14 protein-coding genes are annotated in these 22,773 nt (G+C 38.0%); all 14 read right to left on the minus strand.

Translation table 11 applies throughout. From position 1 onward, the window contains the following. Positions 1 to 8: 8 nt before the first annotated feature. The 14 genes from LAV82_RS23090 to LAV82_RS23155 all read right to left on the minus strand — a co-directional run bounded on the left by LAV82_RS23090 (position 9) and on the right by LAV82_RS23155 (position 22,762). Entirely contained in the window at positions 9 to 1,097 is a 1,089-nt protein-coding gene (locus LAV82_RS23090; protein WP_499716976.1) for a DnaB-like helicase C-terminal domain-containing protein, read from the minus strand. A gap of 201 nt (positions 1,098 to 1,298) precedes the next feature. After that, a complete protein-coding gene (locus LAV82_RS23095; RefSeq protein WP_499716977.1) occupies positions 1,299 to 1,550 on the minus strand; it encodes a hypothetical protein in 252 nt (83 codons plus the stop codon). Then, positions 1,528 to 2,643, minus strand: coding sequence for a primase C-terminal domain-containing protein (locus LAV82_RS23100; RefSeq protein ID WP_499716978.1), 1,116 nt, complete (start codon positions 2,641 to 2,643; stop codon positions 1,528 to 1,530). The genes LAV82_RS23095 and LAV82_RS23100 overlap by 23 nt, the downstream gene beginning before the upstream one ends. Next, complete coding sequence (locus tag LAV82_RS23105; protein WP_499716979.1) at positions 2,618 to 3,313, minus strand: hypothetical protein; 696 nt, start codon at positions 3,311 to 3,313, stop codon at positions 2,618 to 2,620. The genes LAV82_RS23100 and LAV82_RS23105 overlap by 26 nt, the downstream gene beginning before the upstream one ends. 19 nt (positions 3,314 to 3,332) lie before the next feature. Further along, complete coding sequence (locus LAV82_RS23110) at positions 3,333 to 4,553, minus strand: Rad52/Rad22 family DNA repair protein (protein WP_499716980.1); 1,221 nt, start codon at positions 4,551 to 4,553, stop codon at positions 3,333 to 3,335. A 180-nt stretch (positions 4,554 to 4,733) separates the two neighbouring features. After that, complete coding sequence (locus LAV82_RS23115; RefSeq protein WP_189645007.1) at positions 4,734 to 5,138, minus strand: hypothetical protein; 405 nt, start codon at positions 5,136 to 5,138, stop codon at positions 4,734 to 4,736. Between the two features lie 19 nt (positions 5,139 to 5,157). Then, positions 5,158 to 6,405: a hypothetical protein gene (locus LAV82_RS23120; protein ID WP_499716981.1), complete on the minus strand. Its 1,248-nt coding sequence runs from the start codon at positions 6,403 to 6,405 to the stop codon at positions 5,158 to 5,160. Beyond that, positions 6,386 to 6,898: a hypothetical protein gene (locus LAV82_RS23125; protein ID WP_499716982.1), complete on the minus strand. Its 513-nt coding sequence runs from the start codon at positions 6,896 to 6,898 to the stop codon at positions 6,386 to 6,388. Before LAV82_RS23125 ends, LAV82_RS23120 begins: the two co-directional genes overlap by 20 nt. An 8-nt stretch (positions 6,899 to 6,906) precedes the next feature. Then, positions 6,907 to 9,021: a discoidin domain-containing protein gene (locus LAV82_RS23130; protein WP_499716983.1), complete on the minus strand. Its 2,115-nt coding sequence runs from the start codon at positions 9,019 to 9,021 to the stop codon at positions 6,907 to 6,909. Positions 9,022 to 9,040: 19 nt separating this feature from the next. Next, positions 9,041 to 14,005, minus strand: coding sequence for a hypothetical protein (locus LAV82_RS23135; protein ID WP_499716984.1), 4,965 nt, complete (start codon positions 14,003 to 14,005; stop codon positions 9,041 to 9,043). Positions 14,006 to 14,018: 13 nt separating this feature from the next. Further along, positions 14,019 to 14,150 (minus strand): hypothetical protein, encoded by a 132-nt coding sequence (locus LAV82_RS23140; RefSeq protein ID WP_449305742.1) that lies wholly within the window; start codon positions 14,148 to 14,150, stop codon positions 14,019 to 14,021. Between the two features lies 1 nt (position 14,151). Next, a complete protein-coding gene (locus LAV82_RS23145; protein ID WP_499716985.1) occupies positions 14,152 to 16,650 on the minus strand; it encodes a hypothetical protein in 2,499 nt (832 codons plus the stop codon). A 49-nt stretch (positions 16,651 to 16,699) separates the two neighbouring features. After that, positions 16,700 to 17,752: a hypothetical protein gene (locus LAV82_RS23150; protein WP_499716986.1), complete on the minus strand. Its 1,053-nt coding sequence runs from the start codon at positions 17,750 to 17,752 to the stop codon at positions 16,700 to 16,702. 51 nt (positions 17,753 to 17,803) lie between these two features. Continuing rightward, positions 17,804 to 22,762 carry a hypothetical protein gene (locus tag LAV82_RS23155; protein ID WP_499716987.1) on the minus strand — a complete coding sequence of 1,653 codons (4,959 nt, stop codon included), beginning with the start codon at positions 22,760 to 22,762 and terminating at the stop codon, positions 17,804 to 17,806. Between the last annotated feature and the right edge of the window lie 11 nt (positions 22,763 to 22,773).

The following is a 22,773-nucleotide window of genomic DNA, read 5'->3' on the forward strand; positions in this document are numbered from 1 at the left end:
TATATCCCCTAACTTTGATGGATGAGTGATGCATAGCGACGACAATCTTCAATAGGAGTTTCCAATAAATAAGACATATCAGGCATAAATTCATAGAATCGTGTACCTTTGAAACTACTGAATTTATTTTTACCTACTTTCATTTCAATTACAGGCATCTTAGCTTCATCTTCTTCTGATAACCAATAGATTTCTGCGCTTTCTTCTTTAAGACCAACTTCATTGTACAAAAGTGCGATGAAGTTTGCTTCATACTCAAGTCTGTTGTTTTCCTTCAAATCACTTGTGTCTGGGCGTCGTGCACCATTTAGCTTACGAAGGTGAGCAGTACACATAATAATCACATCATAAGCAACAGTCCAGCCTTTAACAGTTGTAGCAACATGTTCGTATAAAGCTTTGTCTTGAAGTTGTTTCGACTCAACAGTTAAATCATAGATACTGTCAATCATAATAACTAGCTGTGTTCCTTCAGGAAAGCTCATCTTCATTTCTTTAATACGATTTTCAATTACTTCTACACTTGTGCCATGATTAGCATCCCACATTGAAAACTTACTAGCACTACGATATAGGTGTTTGACACCTTCATTACGCTTCTCTAGCACTTCCGGCTGTTGTCTATACTTTGCAGGGTTCTTTGCCTGTGAGATAGTCATCTTCTGTTTACAAGCAATATAACGTGGAGTTAATTCATTTAAGCTATCATCTAATGAATGATATGCAACGTGAACATTTTCATTCAAATCCGCTATTTGTTGACCAACTTGAAGTACTAATGCAGACTTACCTACGTTGGCTTGTGAGGCAAAAAGATATAAACCCGGCTGTGCTCCACCTTCTAGTGCTTCATCAAATAATGGGAAGCCTGTTGTTAAGCCCCCACGTTCGTCACGCTCCCAAGAGTATTGGTCTACGTTAGCTATATTTTGGACCATCATAGCTTCAATAGAATTAAGTGGGCGATTGTAAATACGTGTAGGATCGATTAAACGAATATGATGCTGATTACTTGTATCGAACATGAAGATGCTGTCATCTTTACTTATTTGTTGCTCCATTTGATTATAGATATTTTGAAAGTTTACTGTCGTCATGGGTGGTTATCTCCTCTCGATTTCTCCCCTATGCAAAGACTACAATCATAAAATCATAAGAAATAAATTCATAAATTATAAACTTTGCGCAAGGGAGGGGTAAGTTCCCTTAGCTTTTTGTCTTCCTCTAGGAGGTGGGACAAGCATGCGAAACCCGTCCCTTCCAGCACACCATGATTTGATGGGCTCGAAGGAAAGGGCTTATTTGCCCTTCTTGCCTATGATTAGTGCTTTGATGATGCTAATAGCTATTGAAATTATTAGCATTATTACTACTACATCAATGATCCTTTGCAGAGTGCCATACCATGCACTCGCTGAGATAATATTTTTCGTGATTAATATTTGTCCTGTTAATCCTATTCCTACAGCAAAGCCAACTGTTAGAAAGGAGATAACAAAATGAATGAAAATCTTGAATTTAAATTGATCATGCTTGCTTTGCTGGCTCACTTTTGACCTCTCCCTTTGCGAACAATGGACACTTCTCTTTATCACATACACCACTTACTCTTTTGAACGTTTCACAACCGTACTTATGCTGACCATTGTAAACAGACTGTACAGTCATTTCTATCTCTCTAGGCTTTTGTGGAGGCGAACAGTTTTCCTCGTTCCATTTTAGTAGTCGCCCTAAACCTTCCTCATATTCTATGCCCTGCTGCATGTAGAAGCTGGCTAAGCCTGCACAGCTATTGTTACGCTCATCTACAGTTTCTCTAAATACTTTCTGCCACATAGCTTGAATACAAGGTGGTTCTTTTTCGAGCTTTTTAATTTTACCACTAAATTCCTGACGACGGCTTACTCTTTGTGTCCACTCCTCAATGTGCTGTTTGATAACCATATAGGCACGAGTAGATTTGAAAGGTTCAGCCACATTAATTTCTCTAGGCTGTTGAGCCAATTGATGAATCTCCGCAAATGAAAGATTTTTAAAATCATCATATGTTAATGGAATTTTAAACGCTTGTCCTTTGAAATTCCATGAGTTAATCATTCGGAACATACGCTTGTCATCATACACTTTAGGGTCTAGCGTATTGTGCTTTGTGTATTGTGCGATATCTTCCATGATGATTTTGTAAATTTGATTCAATGCTACATGTGGTTCTAATCCTAAAGTTTGAGCAGGTACTGTGAGGTGGATTCCTTTTCCTCCAGAGAAGAAGAATCGCACTTGGCTAATATCGATGTTCATGATAACTGTTATGTATCGTAAGGCAATGCGAACATCTTCTTTTAGCTTTTGATAATCTTCTTCAGATTCAATCACCGAGTCAAAGTCCAAGTAGAAGTCTCCCCACTTCATACTTTCCCCTGCATTGATGAGCCATTTGCCTTTATCGTTTTGATACCATACAGGGTTGATATATTGCATAACAGTTTGATATACACCTTGGTTTTTATAAGCTTCTCTAAACTGCCAAGTGTATTCAGGAAACATATAGTGCTTACGAGTGAAAGGGAACTTCTTATTTCCGATTAAATCAGCTCCACATTCCACCCATATCATAGGATTAGTGGTAGTAGTTTGTTGTTCCATTGTCAAATTCCTTTTTGAACTCACGATTAATACCCTGCATCTTGTGAGTGTTTTGCTTTGCTCTAATCGCTTCTCGTCCTTCTTCAATATATTTATCTAACTCAAAGGCATTTCGCAGGAGCTTTAGAGACTTCTCTTTTCGTATGGCTCTACTTGCATCAATTGCAAAGAGCACTTCATCTAACGTGTAGTTTCCTAAGATGTATTTGAATTTACCTTCATCTTGGCGAACCATATGATCAGTAGAATTAATCCCCATTTGGCTGTACCAGTAATTCAGCAAGTCTTGCATGCTGAACCTCTTTTTCATTTCTAAATAAAATGGTTCCGATTTACGAACTAGCTGTCCAGTCTCAGGGTCTTTTACAATTCTAGTTGGCGTGGATACTTCACGCAATGAGTTATGATAATAAAAGATATCAGGCTGCATCAAGTTGTTAGGTGGTTCTTGTTTAGCCATAATTTCATCTATATGATATACGTTCATTACGATTTGTGGGTAGTTAACGGCGAATTGATCCAGCCGCTCCTTGACTTCAATTAACGTCCATCCTTTCTCAAGCAGTTGAGGAATGGCTTGCAGGGCACTATTTATGCGTGCTTCCAATCCAACTTGGGCTTGAGTGATTCGGTGAACGAAGTAATATGCTAACTCCTCTATACTTTGCATACGCTCTCGCTCCTATTTCTTAGACTTGAATGTTTTGTAGGTGTGTATTAAATGAAACTAGAACTTCAGGTGTGATACTAGCCAGTGATGCGTTTTCGTCTTTAAAGAACTCTCTCACATGTGGAAGTAAATCAGCATCCTTTTGAATGTTTAATCTGTTTTTGTGGTCAGAGAAAACCTTTAATTGTTCTTCCGTTTCAGCATTTTGCCAAGGGTTCTCAGCTACGATGTGACTAAGCGGATCTTCTTTGTCAGGTTTCTTTTCAGCAGTTTCAGCTGGTGCACCATATTCTACAGGCTGAAAGTCTTGAGGCGTTGCCGCAGTTTGAGGTGTTGCTTCAAACTCTTGCGGTTTAGCTTCTACTTGCTGTTCTTTAGCAGGAACATTTTCAAATGGAACCTCTATAGAGCCATTAGCAAGCTCCTGGTCTGTTTGTTGAATCGCTTGTTGCATCTGTTGCTGTTCAGTCATCATTTGCTGATAGCCATTAGGGTCATGTTCTTGCATGGTGTTTTCATACCACTGTTGTTGCGAAGGCTCTGTATATTGTTGTTCAACCTGATAGTGTCCTGTGTTAGAGTGCTCAGTTGAGCTTAGACTGGGATATTGTCCCCCGTTCATAGGTTGAGCTTGCTGTTGCATGATAGAGTGAAATTCATTTTGATGAACCCATGTATCGTTATACCATACGTATTCACCGGATTGTGTGTAACCTTGGTTATTCATAAACGTTTCAGGCTGCAGAGCTTGCTGAGGCTGTCCCACTGCATAGTTAGGATCGTTTTGTAACTGATTATATGCTTGCTCGTCTTCTGTCTCAATTTTAATTTTTGAGTAGATACTAGAGCCTACACCAAACAATGATGCACATTTCTTTAAGCAGTCACTTGCAGCAGATTTATATGAAGAGTTTTGATTGTCTTTTCCACCGATAGCTACTTTGCTTCCGTATTGAGAGCGTCTACCTATTCCTTCAATAACTAAGTATCCTCTTACATGATAGACATAGCCATCAAAGAAGTATGAGTTGTTCTTCTTATCAAACTTATGAACATCTTCTCGCCATTGTTCTTCAATAACGAAGCTCCATAAGCCATCTGTTGCGTTATCTAAAATTTGCTGAACAGTCCAAACTCCAAGTGAATCTTGATTTTTGGCGTTCTTTTCTAGCCATTCAGGTTTACATTCTTTTAATTTACCTTGAATGCTTTTGATTTCATCTGTCGTTAATTCTCGCATGAGCGATACCCTCCTTTGATATAATACCCCAATGTAATACACAACTAAAATGTAATGCATTACATAATATCATTCTAACACGACCTGTCAAAACGTACAAGTAAAATGCAGTAAAAAAATGCAGATTTCTCCATTTATCTCTGGATACCTGCATTTTCCTCGTGTATTCTCGCTTTTTCGTTATTTCATAAATGCCACAATCGCTGCACCAGCTGCTGTGATAACACCCAATAAAGCAAAGAAGGCCTTCCATAACTGACCAATGAACTTATCTTGAGCTGTAATAGCAACATCTTGTTTAACATTAATTTCAGTAACATGCTTCTCTACTATATTCACACTGCTTTGAACATTATCTATTGAAGACTTCAGCTCATTGATTGTAGCTCTAAGCTCTGTTAGCTCCTTTTCAACTTTATCAATGCGCTTGTGAATACGGTTAATGGTACGATCATTCTCTTTCTTCATTTCATGATACATATTTCGAAGACTAGTAAGCTCTTTTTCTAAGTCGTCTTGACGACGGATAAGTTCAGCGAAATCTATATTAACTTCCACCTTCTGATTGCTTTGATTAACTTGCATAACTCTTGCCTCCTTACACTTATACTTTGGTGTAATGTAATCGGACCGCATGTAGGCAAGGATTGACTCCATTATTTGGGTCAGGATACAACTGTGTTTTTACCCATATTCTTTTTGCTGTCTGACTTGTCCATTCAGAACTTTGAATAGGTCGTAGTGTTTGATCAGCTTCTTCTACATAAACCTCATACTCGAAAAGATTATTCTCTAGCATATGATCTAGGTTGCTTGGAAAACTAAAGGCACTGCGATTTAAAAACACATGCTCTACAGACTCTATGTTGTAGAGACTATCCATATCAAAAGGAGTTAAAATCATTCCTCCACTTGGCTCAAACATTGTTAGGTATACTCCTATTTCTTGAGCTCCTAAAGTAAAAACTGTTTTTCCGTTGATACTTGCTGAATTCTTTTGAACAAGCGTTACACGTAATTTTTGAACAGGTACACTTGGAAAGAACCACTTTCTTCTTGGCGAATAGCCAACAGAGGTAATAGTTGAAATCTCATTCTGATTAAATCCATTGATTGTTTGCCAGCCGCTATTGTATTGAACTTCAATATTCTTTATCTGAATGCCTCGTTCAGGATGTGGATGTACAAGAATAGTATTAATATTCAAGTTGTTCACTAAGTGTGTAGGTAGTTCTATTTCTAGTATGACATCCTCTCCATTAGCGGGAACATCTGCAAGAGAATCATATGTAACAGTACGATGCCAAAACGAAAGGTTATCTCCGTTAAATGCATTAAGAATGTTATTATCTTTTACTGTCCCTTTTGTGCTCGTTCTCCCTACTTGTACTTTTAATTCAGAAGGAATAATGACATTTCCACTTTCATCAATGAGATGAGTTTTAGGTATCTCGTGTATTTTAGGTGGAGTGACATATCGGTGCTGCCTATCTATTTCACATCTTGGTGTTGATACACTTTGATCTTGGAAGCTACGTGGATATTGAGCAGACATTTTCTGAACGAAGGATGTCTTGAAAAATCGTCCGTTAGCATAGTTAGTGCCTAATGACGTAAGTTTCGCTTCTAATGTGGCCATTCTGCTTTCAAGCATTCTAACGTAGTAGTTTAGAGCATTGTTTTCTGCCACGATAATTTCATTTGTTTCTTCTAAGCTCAATTGAGTTGAGTTGTTTTGCTTATACAGCTCAATCATCTCTAAGTATTTCTGATCTTCATTCGTATTGTATTCTTGAGATGAAGTCGGGCCTCTAAAACGAGCGCCACCACTTTTACTCGTAGGCATTCTCATAACCCTCATATCTCCTTTCAGCTTCTGCAATTCTTTCATCTAATTCCTGCATGCGTCGTTTGATATCATAGATGCCTACAATATTTTCATCACTGCTATTCCCACTCAAGTTTATCACATTGTCTGCAAAAGTTCGTATGGGGTCAAGCTCCGTTTCCTCTTGCATAACGACTGTTTTCACTAAATCCTGTTCACTTTCTGCTTGTATCGTAGAAATACTCAATATATCCAAACCATGAAACCATTGGAAAATGTTCTGGTCTTTAAGACTATCCGTGTAAGAGATATCTTTATACAGTCGTCGAATATCATATGCCTGTTCTTGATGATCGTTTAAGACTTTCTCTGATTCTCTGTGCCCTCTATAACGAGCATTCCGTTTCATAACATTAGGGTATTTATAAAGTGGCAATATTTTTTCTGTAATATCCTGCATGACAATGGGCGGTTTCTCTTGGACACTTATTGTGGATGTTTCAATTGTGTTTGCCATTTAGACACCTACTTTGCTCTCAATCGAATTGAGTATATTTTAGGAGTAACATGTGGCGTAGAGGTATCTCTATTTAGGTGAGCTCTGACTACCACTTTGTTTTGGTTTTCAGCTTGCTTGGTTGATTCATAAATCATTTGAAATACACAGTTTTCAGGTAGATAGTTTAATACAACTTGTCGTTCATAGATTGAAAAGTAATTTCGATTGTTTGGCGAAATGTTATGATACAAACTATGCGTATCTACGTATTGCATATAATCTATATCCCCACGTACTCGTTGCTCTTTAGCAAAGTTGAATTTTCCTAAATAAGCGACCAACGGAAGGTCTTTGCGAGCTACATCTTTTCTTTCCTCCATGTTACCCCAGTGATAGAGTACTTGAATCTCATTCCATCCTTTCACAAAAGGCATCGTCACCTCATCATTAACAGGAGCAAGTCGTTGCTTATTTAAGTAGACAGAGTAAGCACCTAATCGCTTACGTGTACCTGTAGACAATGAAGAAATTACAGATAAGCTTAGTGGCTCATTTCTTGGCTCATCTGAATAGATGCAAATACTGAAGCGGTAAAAATTATCATTAAGGCCGCCGCTAAGTCTTCGCAGATCAAGCTGATTAGATTTATTCTGATAGCTTGATCTAATTAAATCTGGACGATTAAGGTATTGTTCATCCCACTTATTATTCAAAGGGACTCTACCATCAAACTTCACATAGGTTCTTTCCTGCTTCCACTGGTTGATTCCTCTGAACAGTTTAGGGTTTTGGAACTCGTCAAAGTTCTCTTTCGTTTCGCCAGTCTCTTCATCTGTAATTTTTTCAGATAAGATACCATCTCCGTTATCTTTCATGAGACGGAACACTTGCATGCCATTAATCATTTCACCGGTTGGCTCCGCTTTATTCGTTTCTACTTTCTTGTTTTCTTGTGTATTCAAGTTCACTACTTTTGCATACTTTGGCTTTGTTTCATCGAACGAAGAAATAGGGTGCCATATTAATTCTTCAAGGCTCTTGCTCTCATCGTGACTTGCAATCTCATAATACAGTTCTGTGTTAAATGGAATATCATTCTTTGTAAACATGGATACTTCATGTACATCAGTCGATAGCTCTAAAGGATTAGTATAATACATTCCTTGGCTCACATAATTCTTAGTATGAATGGAGATATTCTTTGCGCCGAAATAGTAGTTGTAGTAATCTCCATTTCGCTCATCATAGTCAGATTTCTCAAATACAAACTTAATTCCCATTGCCTTTACAGCTTGGAAGTTCCATATCTTGATTCCTGTAATCGTATCAGTCTCTGCCTTTTGATAAACAGGGCTGAAAGTAGATCCGTCAGTTGTGTACTCAATCTTTGCTTCAATTGGTTTACTGTGATGAGGGACATACTCTATGTAATTGATATCTTCTACGCTATCTAGCATGACGATCAGCTCCGCACGCATGATGTTATCAGCGCCTAATTCTTTTGTCTTAATGACATGCCACCAAGCGGTATTGATATTGTCATCAAACGCATTCTTAATACTTTCTAATGCGGCACTTTTATTTGAAGGTTGTAACGCATTAAATGAAACCTTGGCAGGGTTAACGATAATCTGACTACTTAAGCTTAGGTTCTCTGCTAAAGAAACTTCTTTATTCTTCACATTAATAAATGCTGTGCTCTGTTCTTTATTACTATCTCCTGTATCTTCAAAGCCTACTATGTAGCCATCGAAGTAACGGAAGTCTGCGTTGTCCGTAATCAGAAGCAGCTCATCAATGTTCTTAGAGATACTTGATAGCTGATGCACAAGCTTGTCTCTTTCCACTTCAATGAAATTAAAGTCACTCATTAGTTGAGTAGTCTGTGAGATTGTAGATTCATACGCATCGTTGATGTCTAAAGAGATTCCTTCAATATCATGATTGTATTTAGAAGAACTTGATTTCTCTTTTCTAAATACTTTTAAAGGATTAAACACAGGTGCTCCGGGAGTATGTTCCCGAAGCCATTGTGAAAAATGATGTGTGATTGTTTGGAAAGTAGGATACCTTCCACGGTAAAGGTAACTTTTAATGATTTCTTCTACTTTTCTAGTTACTTGTATTTTCTTTATACTCATTTGTGAAGGTCCCTCTTTTTTAGAATTTATCTTCCCAAGTATTAAAGTCCCACCAATTTGTCCCACTATTATTTGGATCAAATGCATCAGCAGTTATTTCGAGCAAGAAATAGCCATTCAGCGGTTCGGTTGGGTCATTTTCGTAAGGGAAATCTATGCTATTACTTAATGTTTGTATCCATGATTCACTTTTAATTTCACCTAACTTCTTTCCATTTCGTGAAATCTTCATATAAAACTTACCTTGAGCAGCAATACCAATACGTATTTGTCCAGCTCCTCTCTCAGGTAAGTAGGCAACTTTTAGTGTTGCATTTCCACGTCCTGATTGATGGGTTTGAGATGACACTAATGGATTACAATCTTTGAGATAAAGTTTAGGCTTTAATTCGCTTACTCTCAAATCTTTATCGACAGCTTTTACTGTAAACTCTATAGTCTGATCAGGATAATAAGTTCGTCCTAACTCATCTTTTGATTGAGCAGGAAGTGGACACGGAACATCTACCGTAAAGCTTCCTGTATCTGTCACAACTTCCCCTGTGCCCGTATAATCTTTATACTTCATCCAGTCCTTAGATTTATTACTTGTTACTTCCCATTTCCCAATTCCAACTTCGGAAGTTATGTGTATACTTATAGGCATTGTCCCATTTTCTATATCTGAGTAACAATGATTATAGTTAGGGTTGCCACTTGAATCTTTAGGAGGCTTAACTTCAATAGAAGGCGGCAAAATTGGCTTACATGTGGCAATATAAAATTCCCAAGAGTCACGGGCTTCTTGCCCAAATTTGTTCTTCGCCATAACATCTAAAGCTACTGTGTCTCCTACATTGGCATTTGATGCATCAAAAGGTATAGAAATCAAATAGAGTTTTTCTTCTGTAGAATCAGTGTATGGTCCGTATATTACTTCATCGTTTATACTCACTGAATAAGTTACCTCTGCGAGTCCATAAACCATATCTTCTGCTGACGCTTTTATTTCAAAACTATCTGCATCTGAACAAATAGAAAGAGGAAAATCAATTGAGCGTAAGAAAAGAGAATTTCCTTCACCACTTCCAATATCAATATAATTTGAGGGTGAACACAAAATGTTAGTTACTTCATCGTTCATTGAATAAACCACATAATCATTTGTTCCACCAACATAAGTTGCTTCACTGTAATCAACAACTGAATTACTAATCCAACTAACATCTCCTAGACTCTTTTTATCAAAGAGTGCGTATTCCGGATTCTTTACACCAGCTGTGTAGAAGCCTACATCATTAGCCCATGCTACTTGTGAATGACCATATAAATCAACATAAGCTACTCCTACGGATGTCAACAGTAGATTGTCTTTTCCTGATGCCGATAGGATTTTTACAGCAGGACCATTAAAGTTTTCTGACCAACCTATTGCTAATTTTGTCATACCATTCTTTGTGATTACGGAATGAGTGTCTTTCGCATTTGCAGTAAGGCTAGCTTTATAGATAGCTAGCTGTTTCTTTGCTTCATCGTAATATTGAATGACAATATCAGTCATAGCACCACACTCTGACACTAATGGACCAGGTATGCCTGGATTAATTGGATCAGGAATGAAGGTGTCAATGTCCATAAGACAGGCATTCTTCTTCCACTCATCATCCATTCCAAAAATAACATAATCATTCATAGCAGCTAAGCTTGGTGACGTTGAATAGTCCCCATTCTTAATGTCAGAAAGCCATGCCGCAGCTCTCGATGCATCTCCTAGCATCTTTGCGCTATTCAAGGCTCCCGTACTTTTATCCTCAATCTTAGATGCCCATTTCATATTAGGCTCATTGTTAGAATCCAAATAATGAATAGCTAAAGCATGAATTTGAAATGAATATCCTGAAGTATCTTCTCCAGCTGTTTGCATAACAACGATTGAGTTAGAATCGCCGTTCCATCCTACTGTAACACTTGATCCTGCACCATTATCAATTCCATCGAATGGGAGTGCATTAGCTGGAATAGTCTGTGAGTCAATTTCTCCACTTGTTGGATTATAATAGTGAATCTCTACGCTTTCTAATTCAAGACACCCTTCTTCTGTTGTACCTCCACAATCTGATACATCTGTAGTAAATGAATCACTAGCAGTCGTATTAAATGCACCTACTGCTCTAACTTCTACTGTCATCTTAGAATCCGATGTAACTCCTAGTTCTTTAAGCTTCCAGTAAGGAAGTGTCACACTAAAAGCTTCTTCGTATATCTGCATTAAACGAATGGGTTCTGTTTGCAATCCATAAGTAACAAGAGCGTCTTGCCGCTTCTTCTTGCAGCCACAGTCTTCACGCTCCTCAAATGCATCAAGAAATTCTCCGAAGTCTTCAATGTTAAGTAGCTCTTCATCTGTTATTTTTTGAGTTGACTGCATCCCAAACTCTTTTGCAGTAGCTGATGAACATTCATCATCGTCAGGAGCAACACCTAAATCATTAGGATCAAAGCTATTACCATTGATACTAAATGAAATGCCTTGTATTTTATCAGGACCTTGCACGGTACCATTGAATGTTAATGTATCGCACACACATAAGCTTGCTGTTCTTTTATCAATAACCACTTTTAGTTTCGTGCTATCTTTATCAGCAGGACGGTCTTCTGGAGGCAACCCTGTACAATCAATGATACTAAGCACATCGCTATCAATTGCTGAACCGTTTACGTCATAACCTTTAACTGTGGCAGTCAAAACGCCTTGAGTTAGTTCACTAGATGGTAGCTTAAATTCAATTTCTTGAGAGTTTCCGCTAAGGGTCACAGCATCTTTCTTTGAGCCATTGATGTATAATTCAGCATTTACAAGCGTGTTACCGCTACTCACCAATGCTTTTATTGTTAAGTCCTCATCTAAGCACCAATCATCCTTTTTATTCGTAATGGTTACATTCAGCTTTTGAGCATACGGATCACCTTCAGCATCCAATACGGTAGGGAATTCTTCTACTCCAGGATCTATTGTGCTAAGACTATTCAAGTTGGCAGCCATCTTGTCACTAGGTGCACTATCGCTTGGACTATTTAAAGTAGCCACATTGAACATATATGAGCTAACGACCGGACTAGATTGGTTAAACGTATTATTTGTTAATGCAGTGCCAGCACTATCTTTTAATCTAAAACCTTCTGCCGTATAGTCTTCAGGTCTTCTTGCTACAATTTTCATTCTCAAGCTATAGACTGGATACTCTGATTCAATGTAGGCTGCCTTTGTATCTAAGATTTGATCCGATGATTCCACAGTACGGACTGTATAAATTTTAGGTGGCTGGTCATCAGATATCACTTGTTGTTTAATTGGTGTGATAGGATACCATGTCGCCCCATCATCCACTGAAACAAAATAAGAAAGCCATTCATACTTCAATGATTCATTTGCTGTGAAAGCGGTAGGAATGTTTTCACTTACATCAAGGGATATCTTATCCATTGGCTTCTCAAAGTAGAAAGGCGTTGTAACTAATTCACCTTCAGTTGCGTATTCGGAAGAAAAGATTTCAATGTCTCGAACACCTATACACCAACGGAAACCCTCAAACTTTTCTACGCCAACATCCACCGTCTCTGCATCTACACCATCTGTTAATCGATTGATGATTTCTCCAATGCTTCGTGCTTCCACTTGAGCTGTTGAACGTGGTAAGTAATTAGCTTCTACATTACTCTCACTTACCTTTACTTCAATCCCTAAGTCTTCTAATGAAACAAGCGGTCCTTGAACACGAGGAGCGTACTTATATCTCTTTGTAGCCATGTCCATTGCATACTCTGAACTATCTTGAACCTGCATTTTCTTCTCATAATAAATGTGGCCAAGGTCTGTAATATACTTATGTGACTGCTCAAATAAGACATCGACTACTTTTGCCTTTGTTGGGTGAAAGTGAAAAGAGTACTCATCATCTTTTTTATTTGCTGGCAATACAGAAACCGGTACACCTTTTCCATCTGAGACTAAGATGTTCTTAACGATAGCAGCCTTAGCTCCGTAGTTAGGTGGCGTATACATATTGCAATTGATTTGGTTAATGATTTTCTCTTCAGGCAAGATAATCTGCATGTGCAGTTTTAGAATGCCACCTTCAGGATCTTCTGCCCAATCAATCACTTGGCTTTCATGAACTTGATAATCCCATCCAAGATTCTTTGCGACTCTTATTCTATCCTGTTCACGGACATTCACTTTCTCATATTCAAACCACGTATTAGGCGTACCGTCTAGCACCGCTGAATAGTCACTGTGGTTATTCTCTTCTCCTAAAAATGTAGGGACGTAGTTTCTGCTAGTCAGTACATCATCGGTCACACTATGTATCTCTGTATTGTTTCCAGGAAAGCCGTTTGACTCTGTACCTAGGATAAACTTGTTCGCTTTACGATTGCCTACCACGATACTAACTTGTGCGTCTAGTGCTACGTTTTCTCGACTGACTTGAGGTAGCGTGACCGCTCCATCTACAATTTCTAAAGGAGTCCCTGCTATACGAGAGTAATCAATCTTATTTTTATTTAGAAAATCGTCTCGTCCAAACTCTACACCTTTGTCTGTAGATACGCCTGCATACAATTCTAAGTCTCGCATTTTATCTAACACTGTTTCGTATTGCTTTGATAAGATGTCATGCTGCACCATGTTGTGGTTAAAGTCTGTATATAAAGAGCGGCCTAAGATGTCTAACTCTTGAAACAGTAACTCTAAATCTTTTCGTATCTCAGTCATCATATTATTATAGTCTTCACTCCATGGCGGCCCTTCTTCAGGCGCATAACGCGGAAGGAGGTTTGGTTTACCCATTGATGTAAAGAAAGCTTGAAAGGCATTAAATACTGAACTGACCAACAATGGTTCAGACTTGATTGTGCCATCTTCAAACTTCACTCGTGCTTCTTCAAAAAGCTGTTTTGCCTGTAAATAAAGAAGCTGTGAATTGTTCTTGATTTGATTTGCCATATCAGACTTCTCCTTAACTTATCAACTTTAAGATAACAATTACTCCCGCAAGAGTGCCCATAACAATAGCACTCATTAGCAGAAGAATTGTATAAAAGTTATTCTGTATTTTCTTTTGACGCTTCTTTAACTGTTCCCGCTCCATCTTAGACCTCCTGATCGCATGACTGACAGCGAATGTTAAAGCTATACAATGCAGGGGTAACGGATTCATCTTCTACGCTATTTCTTCTTAAGATTGCCTTCATACGTATGTCCGTTGTAATGTAGTAGTAATCTACATTTATATCTTGAATAGGCGTTCCATCAATTGGCTTTCCAAACACAATGGTGTTTCCTATTTGAGCAAAAGTTTTTCCGTCGTTGTCAGTTAATCGATTTACATCATAAGTGTTAGACGTATAGTTTGTAATGTTTAAGTACTCTTCTCCATTTACACGAACAATCATTGGAAACTCTGGTGTAGAAGAGGTTAATATTTGAGTGTCTTGGGTGTAAGAGTTCTCGTCTTCTTGATAGTGAAACAAACTATTTCTGAATAAATAAGGCTTATGTTTCAGGGTGACACTGTTATTTGTATCAGCTGTGGTGAAATACTCTCCTGTTTCACCGTTCTTATCAATGAACTGTGTTGGAACAATGCCATTAGATTCATTTAGTATCACAAAATATGCACTGTCATGAGGCTTGTAATCTACTGTGTAGATACTTGATGCTGAGAAATACTTACCCAAAATAGCGATCCGCTTTCCATCATCTGATATCACATATGTAGAAGGGCTCATGGCGATACCGTTTCTTCTTAGGGTAACTGTCTGACCAGATATGATTGGGAAACGAAAACTGTATGTAATTAACCTTTCACCTTTGGCCTCTAAAGCAGTAAACTCCGGATAGCTGCCTTGTACCATATCCCCTGAAAGCAACTCACCTTTTACGTACTGCTTGTCTGGAGGCAAGATAGGCATCCAGTCTTTTACTGTAGGATTCTTTTTATGAGTTAGGTAGTATTCAATATCTGTAATCCTTGCTACATCTGCTGTCTTCTTAACCCCTGTTAATGGATCTTTAATCTCTGACCCTACCTCTAAGTCATGGTGCTTTTCATTTGTAATTAAACTAATTCGTGTAGCATTGATAGACAGAGGCAACGGCTTTGTAATATGAATAGATTGGTTACGATATTTACGACCAAATACAGAGATATTATAAGCTCCATAGAGATATGAAAGCTTATTAACAGCAGACCATGTTTTTGAAAGTTCACTGTTTTCATCAATCACTTTTTGCTTGTCGTTATCTGCATTCAATGCTTGGAGTTTAAGAAGCATAGGATTCTTATAGTCTCCTGTGCGAATTGTCTCCATTGCTTGTTTGGCAGCTTCTAGTAAGCCGTTTTCGTTTACACTGCTCGCCCATTCTGTAAGTTTCTCTAAGTAAACTGACCATCCTGTAACTTCATTCTTTTTATCAAACTCAGCCATTGTTTCGTTTGGATTTTTATAGTCCTCAATTAAGTCTGGACTTGTAGAGAGCTTTCGCCACAGCTCCATATTTTGCTGCTCATCTTTGTTTACAATGTAATTTTCTTTTACATAGTTCTCTTGTCTAACCAGCACTTTTATAACAGATACATCAACAGATGGAAACTGAAACGTCATTTGATTTACTGATTTCTTGCTGCGCTGATGAGGATTCACATGATTAGGAGCTATGAGTTCATGAACCTCTCCAATCATATCTTCCGTTTCGTATCCATAGATTGAAACAACTTCCAAAGGATAAGAACAAAACGGATCAAATACTAGGTCTGAAACAGTTGTAATGCCATTCAGTGTTATTTGAATTTCTGAGATAGCACCGTCACCAGGAATGCCCTCATAATCGTTCTTCCAAAGGTCATTGATGTTTTGAATAATTGGCTGATCAACTAGTATACTTTCAGCCCAATACGTATCAAGTGAGCCATCAATGGCTTTTGTTATATCATGGTCAGGGTTAGCACTAGCTTGGCCAGTTCTATTTAAGACTTCAATTCTTGCTAGTCTCCTGCCGTAGTTTGTTTTTAATTGATCTAATGTTTCTACGCCCGCTAATTGAATAGCATCTCCTACATTTTCTGCACCGTATGTAGAGTCTAATGAGTTATCAAAGCGGTCTTTCCGGAAGACGGTTAAAGCCTTCTCATCTGACTCAATGTATTCAGGAGCAGTAAAGGTTTCATGGATGCCATCCACAAAGCCATCTGTATTTTCCATCAACATTTTGTATCTTTCAAGCTTAGACTGCAGCATGAATATCTGCTTTTTAATACTGGCAAGAAGTGAATGCGATAATTGTTTATTGTCAGCCATCAAGCGGTCTATGGTAGCAGACGCTTCAAACAGTGACATTAAATCAAACATGATCTCTTCCATGTTTGCATTGTATGATTTAGAATCAGCCTTGCCCGATTGGGGTCTAGCTTTGAATGTGGGGCCACCTTGTTTGCTATCAATATCTGAAAGCATGCGCTCAAGTTCTGCTTTTAACTCATAGTCAGAACGAATTAAGCCCTCTTGCTTTTTGATATCTAACAGCTCCATCAGTTTCTTTCGCTGAGTGGCTGGCATAGTAATTAAAAAATCATCTAGGAACTTACTCATTTACATTGCTCCTTTCTCTATTACATAAAATAAGACAGCAAGCGCTGCCTTATTTCTGGATGATTCCACTTACTCCGTCATAAGGAACAAATGTCTTTTTCGATTCATCCCATTTCTCACAGATAAAATGACTAAGGTGAGGATGATCATTGTATGAAAAAGTAACATTTGCCATGCCATCTTTTACTTCTACATTTAATCCTTTAGGTGTAATGCCTTCCTTCACAACTTCTTGATAGTTCTGCATAATAGAGTAGTCAGGAGTCCAATTAACACCCTTCATGTACTCAATCTCTTTTAGAATATCTTCAATTGAATGTTCAAAGTTTAGAATGGACTCCATTGTCTTACTATTCTTTTGCATGATTTGCTCTAAGAAAAGATACAGGAAGTCTTGAGGAACCTCTTTCAGTCTCATTTGAACAGGGAAATATAACGTACAAGCTTCAGGTGGAATGTCAGTGAGAGTCACAATTCCATTCTCTGTAATAGTTCCAGTAATGATACGCCCAAACTCATTGATGAATGGCTGTCCGTTAGTTCCTAGTACGGTCACATCTCCCTCAACATACACAACGCCTTCTTCGGGCTGAAGAGCCATTGTATGAGACGGTACATCCATCTCTTTTTTATAAGGCATATAGAGTTCTTTATCTGATAAATTACCACCAGTTGTTGCTAAGTCCTTTAACTCTTGTAGTCGATAATCTAACTTTAGTCCGTCTTCTACTGTGGCATCTACAGAAGCGATAGCATTATTCAGCTCGTCATAGAATATACCATCAGTTAACTTTCCTCCACCACCTGAAGAATTAGCGGCAATCTCATAAACATCATTCTTAAGTTTATTCAAAACATCTTCTAAACGTTTACCACGAGCGGCACTACTTGTAAAAGATGCTGTTCCAATCTCTGCAAGAGCTTCGTCAGCACGAACAAGTGCTGACATGGCTGTCACGTAGGTGGAATCGGTTTTTGTAATAGAATTTAAGAGCTTGAGCTTATTGACTTCCCACTCTGTAATCCCTTCATTCATTTCAAGTATTTTCGTTTCTAATTGATTCACAAAAGGAATCAAGTCTCTTGTATTATAAACAGGCATGAAATATTCCTCCTAGAGTTTATTTTATCATGAAATGCATTACAAAAACTATTAAATTTCATGAACTTCTGTTGTACCTTCGTCTATGCTTGGAATTGGAATAACTGTTACGTAATCCACAAAGATTTCTCCATCTCTTGTCTCAGTTGATTTATTAAGTGTAATTCTAACGTGATGAACTCCCTCACCCACATTAATAACGTTCTTGTAAACAATCCATTGATCACGGGTAACTTTAGATAAAGGAATCGTTTTACTGCTGCCATCCTTGTAGAAGATTTGTGCCTCTCCTATGCTTCTTGCTGATGCAGTAGCTTGTTTCATGGCTTTAATATCGATTCGATAAGAAGGCTCTTTAAACTTGTAGCCAGGAATCGTAACAGCGTATTCCGCTTTATCTTTAAGTGAAAGCACATAGTTGTCTCCAGCACCCAGTGGTAAATGTTTAACCTCATAATTCCCGCTACTGTTAGATGGATCGAAATAATCTAAGTCTTTGTTATACAAGAACTCACTATTAGAAATTAAATTATATTTATACTCATCTGGGGTTGCATCGTAGTATTCAATAATTGGCAGCACACCGTATGCTTTATGTTTGGCTACAGCTTCTTGCACTTCCGATTCATGAAATCCATTTGGATTTGACTCAGACTTTAGTACAGTTCGTGGAACTTTGATTACCACAACACCATTTTCTTGATAAGCTTCACCATCAAAATATCCTATATCCCAATGATAAAGAGACTCTTTATTAACTTGACGAATGATTTCTCTTGATAGTGACTCATCAAGTCCTCCACCTCTAGTTCTTGTATCGAGGATCGTCATGTTATCCTGAATGGTTGAGTTAGCTTGTAATAACACTTTTCCCAAGCGGAACATCGTTGGATCATACTTATAATCTTTTGGATTAAACCAGCACTCCTCATCTGTATGAAATACAGTTCTGTTTAGTGTGGTTTCTGGTATGATGTCTCCACCTTTGCTTCCATCTAAAGTAACTGTACGAATAGCTGATGGCCGCATGTAAATATGAATAGGCTTCACAAGTAGTTCTTTGTTGTCTGTGCCGGCTGCTTGTAATGTATAAGTCTCAGTATCTACATTTGTAGGTATCCATCTATGGAATCCATTCTCTGCAACAGTATGACGATGACCAGGTGTAGGATTTAAGTCAAGATGAAAGAATGTGCTTTCTAAAACTCTTCTTTCTACAAGAGGAATCAATCGAATGCAGTTATTAATCTTAAACGTATCGTCAGAGGACATTTCCCTTTTGCCAATCTCTGTTCCATCACCAAATAATAGTTCAGATTTACTTAAACTTTCTCCGCTAGAATACTGACTAATCACAGGTGTTAATTTTAAGCCATACCCTTTATAAGTAGAAATAAAAGTAGACCATGTAGATCCAAATTCATCTGAAGGAGAAATACTTAAAGCAAAACATTCTTCTGTAATTGACTTGCCGGACGTATACGTTTTTTTGATAGTTTTAGTAATCGGACCAAATGTTTTCTTTTCTTCGGTGATCTTTGTGTCTATATAGTCACTCATATGACCAAAGATAGAAGTCACTAGTGGATCCATTACAAATTGCCATGCATTCATATCTCTGTATGGAAACATAGGGCCAGCGTTAGCAATAAATAATATCTTTTGATCCCCATCTTCTAGAATAGCAAATATAACATGCTTTTTATCAGCACCTGCCCAAGCAATAGGCTTTATTTTAGGATTACTTATAACAAGTTCACCGTTTGGACTGTATGGAAGTGGAAGACCTTTTGCGTCATAACTCTTGAGCGATGGATGATCTGTGTTAATTTTAATATCAGTAGGCAGGTTGCTAGCTCGTTTGAGTTCAATCCCCAAGTCTTTAATTATTTCGTTTTGATACACGATTTCTGGAACCCTGCCTTCGGATTCCCCTCCCCAGACATTAACGTTCAGCAAAAACAGCCCTGACTTCTTATGCTTTACAAAATAGTCTCGAACATCATTTAGCACAACATCGGGTTGCCTAAGTTCTGGCATAGTACCGTATATTAAAAACTTTAAAGAGTCATCATAAATATCATAAAGTTCTCTACTTTCCTCCCAGTATAAGGAGCTTTCTCCAGCTTTATAGTTTCCGGGTCCAATACCTTGTGCAGCAGGATAAATATCGATTCCGTAAGCACCAAATCCATCTATGTTAAATAGACTTTGACTAGGTAACTTTACAAATTCTGAAACTTCTTTTTTACCACTAGCCTCTACCTTCAAATTTACAGTTGTCGTTACTTCTTTTGTAACAGGAGTTGTAATGTATTCTGCTTTTTCTTTATAAAATCCTCTATAAGTAAAATACTCTTCTTGATATGCGTACTTTATGTACACTTCATCTTGCTCCCTGATTCGGTCAAGCAAAAAGACAATGCCCTTGGCAGCATCCACATCTGATACTCGAAGCTGTCTTCTCTGATTACCGCGAATGGAATAAACCTCAATATAGCTATTGTTTCCTTTTGAAGATAAAGCAATGGGTGCGTATCGTGTTTGGATTGAATAGTCATTTAAAATGATTGGTTTTTCTTTATCAACAATTACATGAGGGCTGTTTTGGAATTCTTGATCAGCGTACTCAGGCAACGTATATTCTAAGTCTACTTCCACTGTATCTTTTGGTGAAGAAACCATTCCTAATAACTGTGGATAGGCTGTGTATATCTCCGGAATTTTAGCACCAGAATTGCGTTCAAAATAAGGGAGAACAATTCGCTTAAGAAATTTGCCGTTCTTCACTCGTAAATACCAATTATCAACTTCCATGCTGTCTTGAGCAACCTTCGGCTTTTCTAGCTTAATCTTCTTTTGTTCATCTATCTTCACTGCAAAGATAGGAACCATTTCAAGCTCCTCAAATGTTGTCCATGCCACCAAATCAACTACTACATTTGGATCAAATTGTTTGCTGTCGTTCAGAATACTAGACAACCTAAGTCGGTTGACTCCTAACTGATCTTGAAACTGGTCAACAGGGAATCTCGTAAATCCTTTCTTCTGACAACGAAACCTATAGTTAACTCTATACTCTGGATTATTTACAGTTGCTGTACCATCAGCGGCAATACTTGCAACTTCTCCTCTTTCGATGCGCAGCATGATTTCATCTCTTGGAACATCTGATGGTATCCCCAACTTACTATACAGCCCTGTTTCGTCATCTCTTTTAAAAAGATATTCTAGGTGTTTAATGCCATCTGATTTTAATATTTCACTTTCGTCAAGAACATAGCGCTTTCCGATAGTGGTAATTGGTGGAGGGTCAGCAGTCACTGTCACCACGTCCGAACCGCTAATGGATATATTCACGTTGTCTCCAGATACAATTTGAGGAGGAGTCCATTTAAAACCTATAACTTCACTAGGTATCTGATCGCTTGGCAACACAGCAGGATCTACAACAATCGTATAATGCCCATCAGGATGATATGTAACTGTTCCTGTTCCGTTAACTGTTAAACCATTTGTGGATGTTTTCCAAGGCACTTGTGTGACAGAGCCATTTTTATTCTTTTGATTCGTGTATCCTTCTCCGTTGGCTTTCCAATTAAAGAACCATCTAGTCATTTGACGTTCAGGAATAATAGTTACCTGGTGCTTGATTGGGATGTTCTTAACAACTGCATTTTCCTGCATTGCATTAGTCCAAGCATTTTGTTTTTTTGCTCCCACGAATTTAGCTTCAGGTATCTCTGACATAATCATGTTTACCTTTGTTTCAATATCAGGGTTATCTGATAAGGTTGTGACATCATACATTAAGGCAGCCTTATCATCTTCTATAGAAAGTTTTGCTTTAGCGGGCAACGAAGGTGTCCCAAAAGGCATTGACAGTTCAATCATTTGCCTGGCATTAAGTTTTCCTCCACCAGCAATAAGACCAATGTTCTTCCAATCATTCGTATAGTCCCCCTGTTCACCTTTCAATAACGCACTCGAATTCATGCAGGATTCTGTGATGTGTCCAACTGTAACGGTAACTTCTTGGCCATCATCTCCTGTATACTTTGCAAGAATACGATGTGCGAATATAGATGGAGAGCGAGGATCGTACTCAGATTTTTGCGGAACCATAATCTTGTATCCTTTAGTCCCGTCTTGAGGAATAGCCGCATAGATTTCTTTCTCATTTGCACTAACTAATGCTGTCTTCACTTCAGCTTCAGTAGCCTCTTCAAAGGCACTCACGCCATTAACAATGCGCAGTTTGCCTCCTTCTAACATCTGTCTACTTACACCATTAGCAATGACGATATTATCTTTATCTGTATACAGTTCAACATTTTGTTTAACTGCTTGTATTTCGTTATTCTTTACCACCTTATCAATGTGATTATAACGAATCTTAATACTTTGAGACTTACTCGTAATGGTTTGCAAGTAAACACGAACAGAGTAAATTCGTGGGTTCAGTGGTTGCGCTTGAACATATATATCATGCTTAAAGTCATCACCTAATAAATTCCCGTTCTCATCAGTTAATTCAATTTGTTGGCCTGTATATTTTTCAAGAGGATAATTCCCCGAACTATCAGGGATAGCTACTTTACTATCATAGTGGAAGTCTATTTCAAACTTATAAAAAAGTGCATTTTCAATTGAGATGCCACTCTTTTTAAATTGGCGTGTAATGTTAACTTTACTAGAAGGAAAGATATTTTCAGGTGGACGAGAGCGAACTTCACCGTTTCCTACGAAGTCTACATATTCAAGTTCTCCTTGTGCATTTGCTATTACAATGGATTCACCTTGATCTTGAGTAATCACGTTATCTGAAGTATAAGAAGTATCTATGAGTGAAATATTTTCATCTGAATCTACGGACGGAACATGAATATATGCTAGGTTCACATCACCTTCTGGAACTTCCTTACCTACACGTAAAGCTGACGTATTGTTTTTTAGTTTGCTGTTAAACTCATTTAATGCCATCCCCTGTTTCTCTTTCTCAATAGGCATAATACAATCTC

Source organism: Bacillus sp. ILBB4, assembly GCF_035064545.1.
Classification (GTDB): domain Bacteria; phylum Bacillota; class Bacilli; order Bacillales; family Bacillaceae_H; genus Priestia.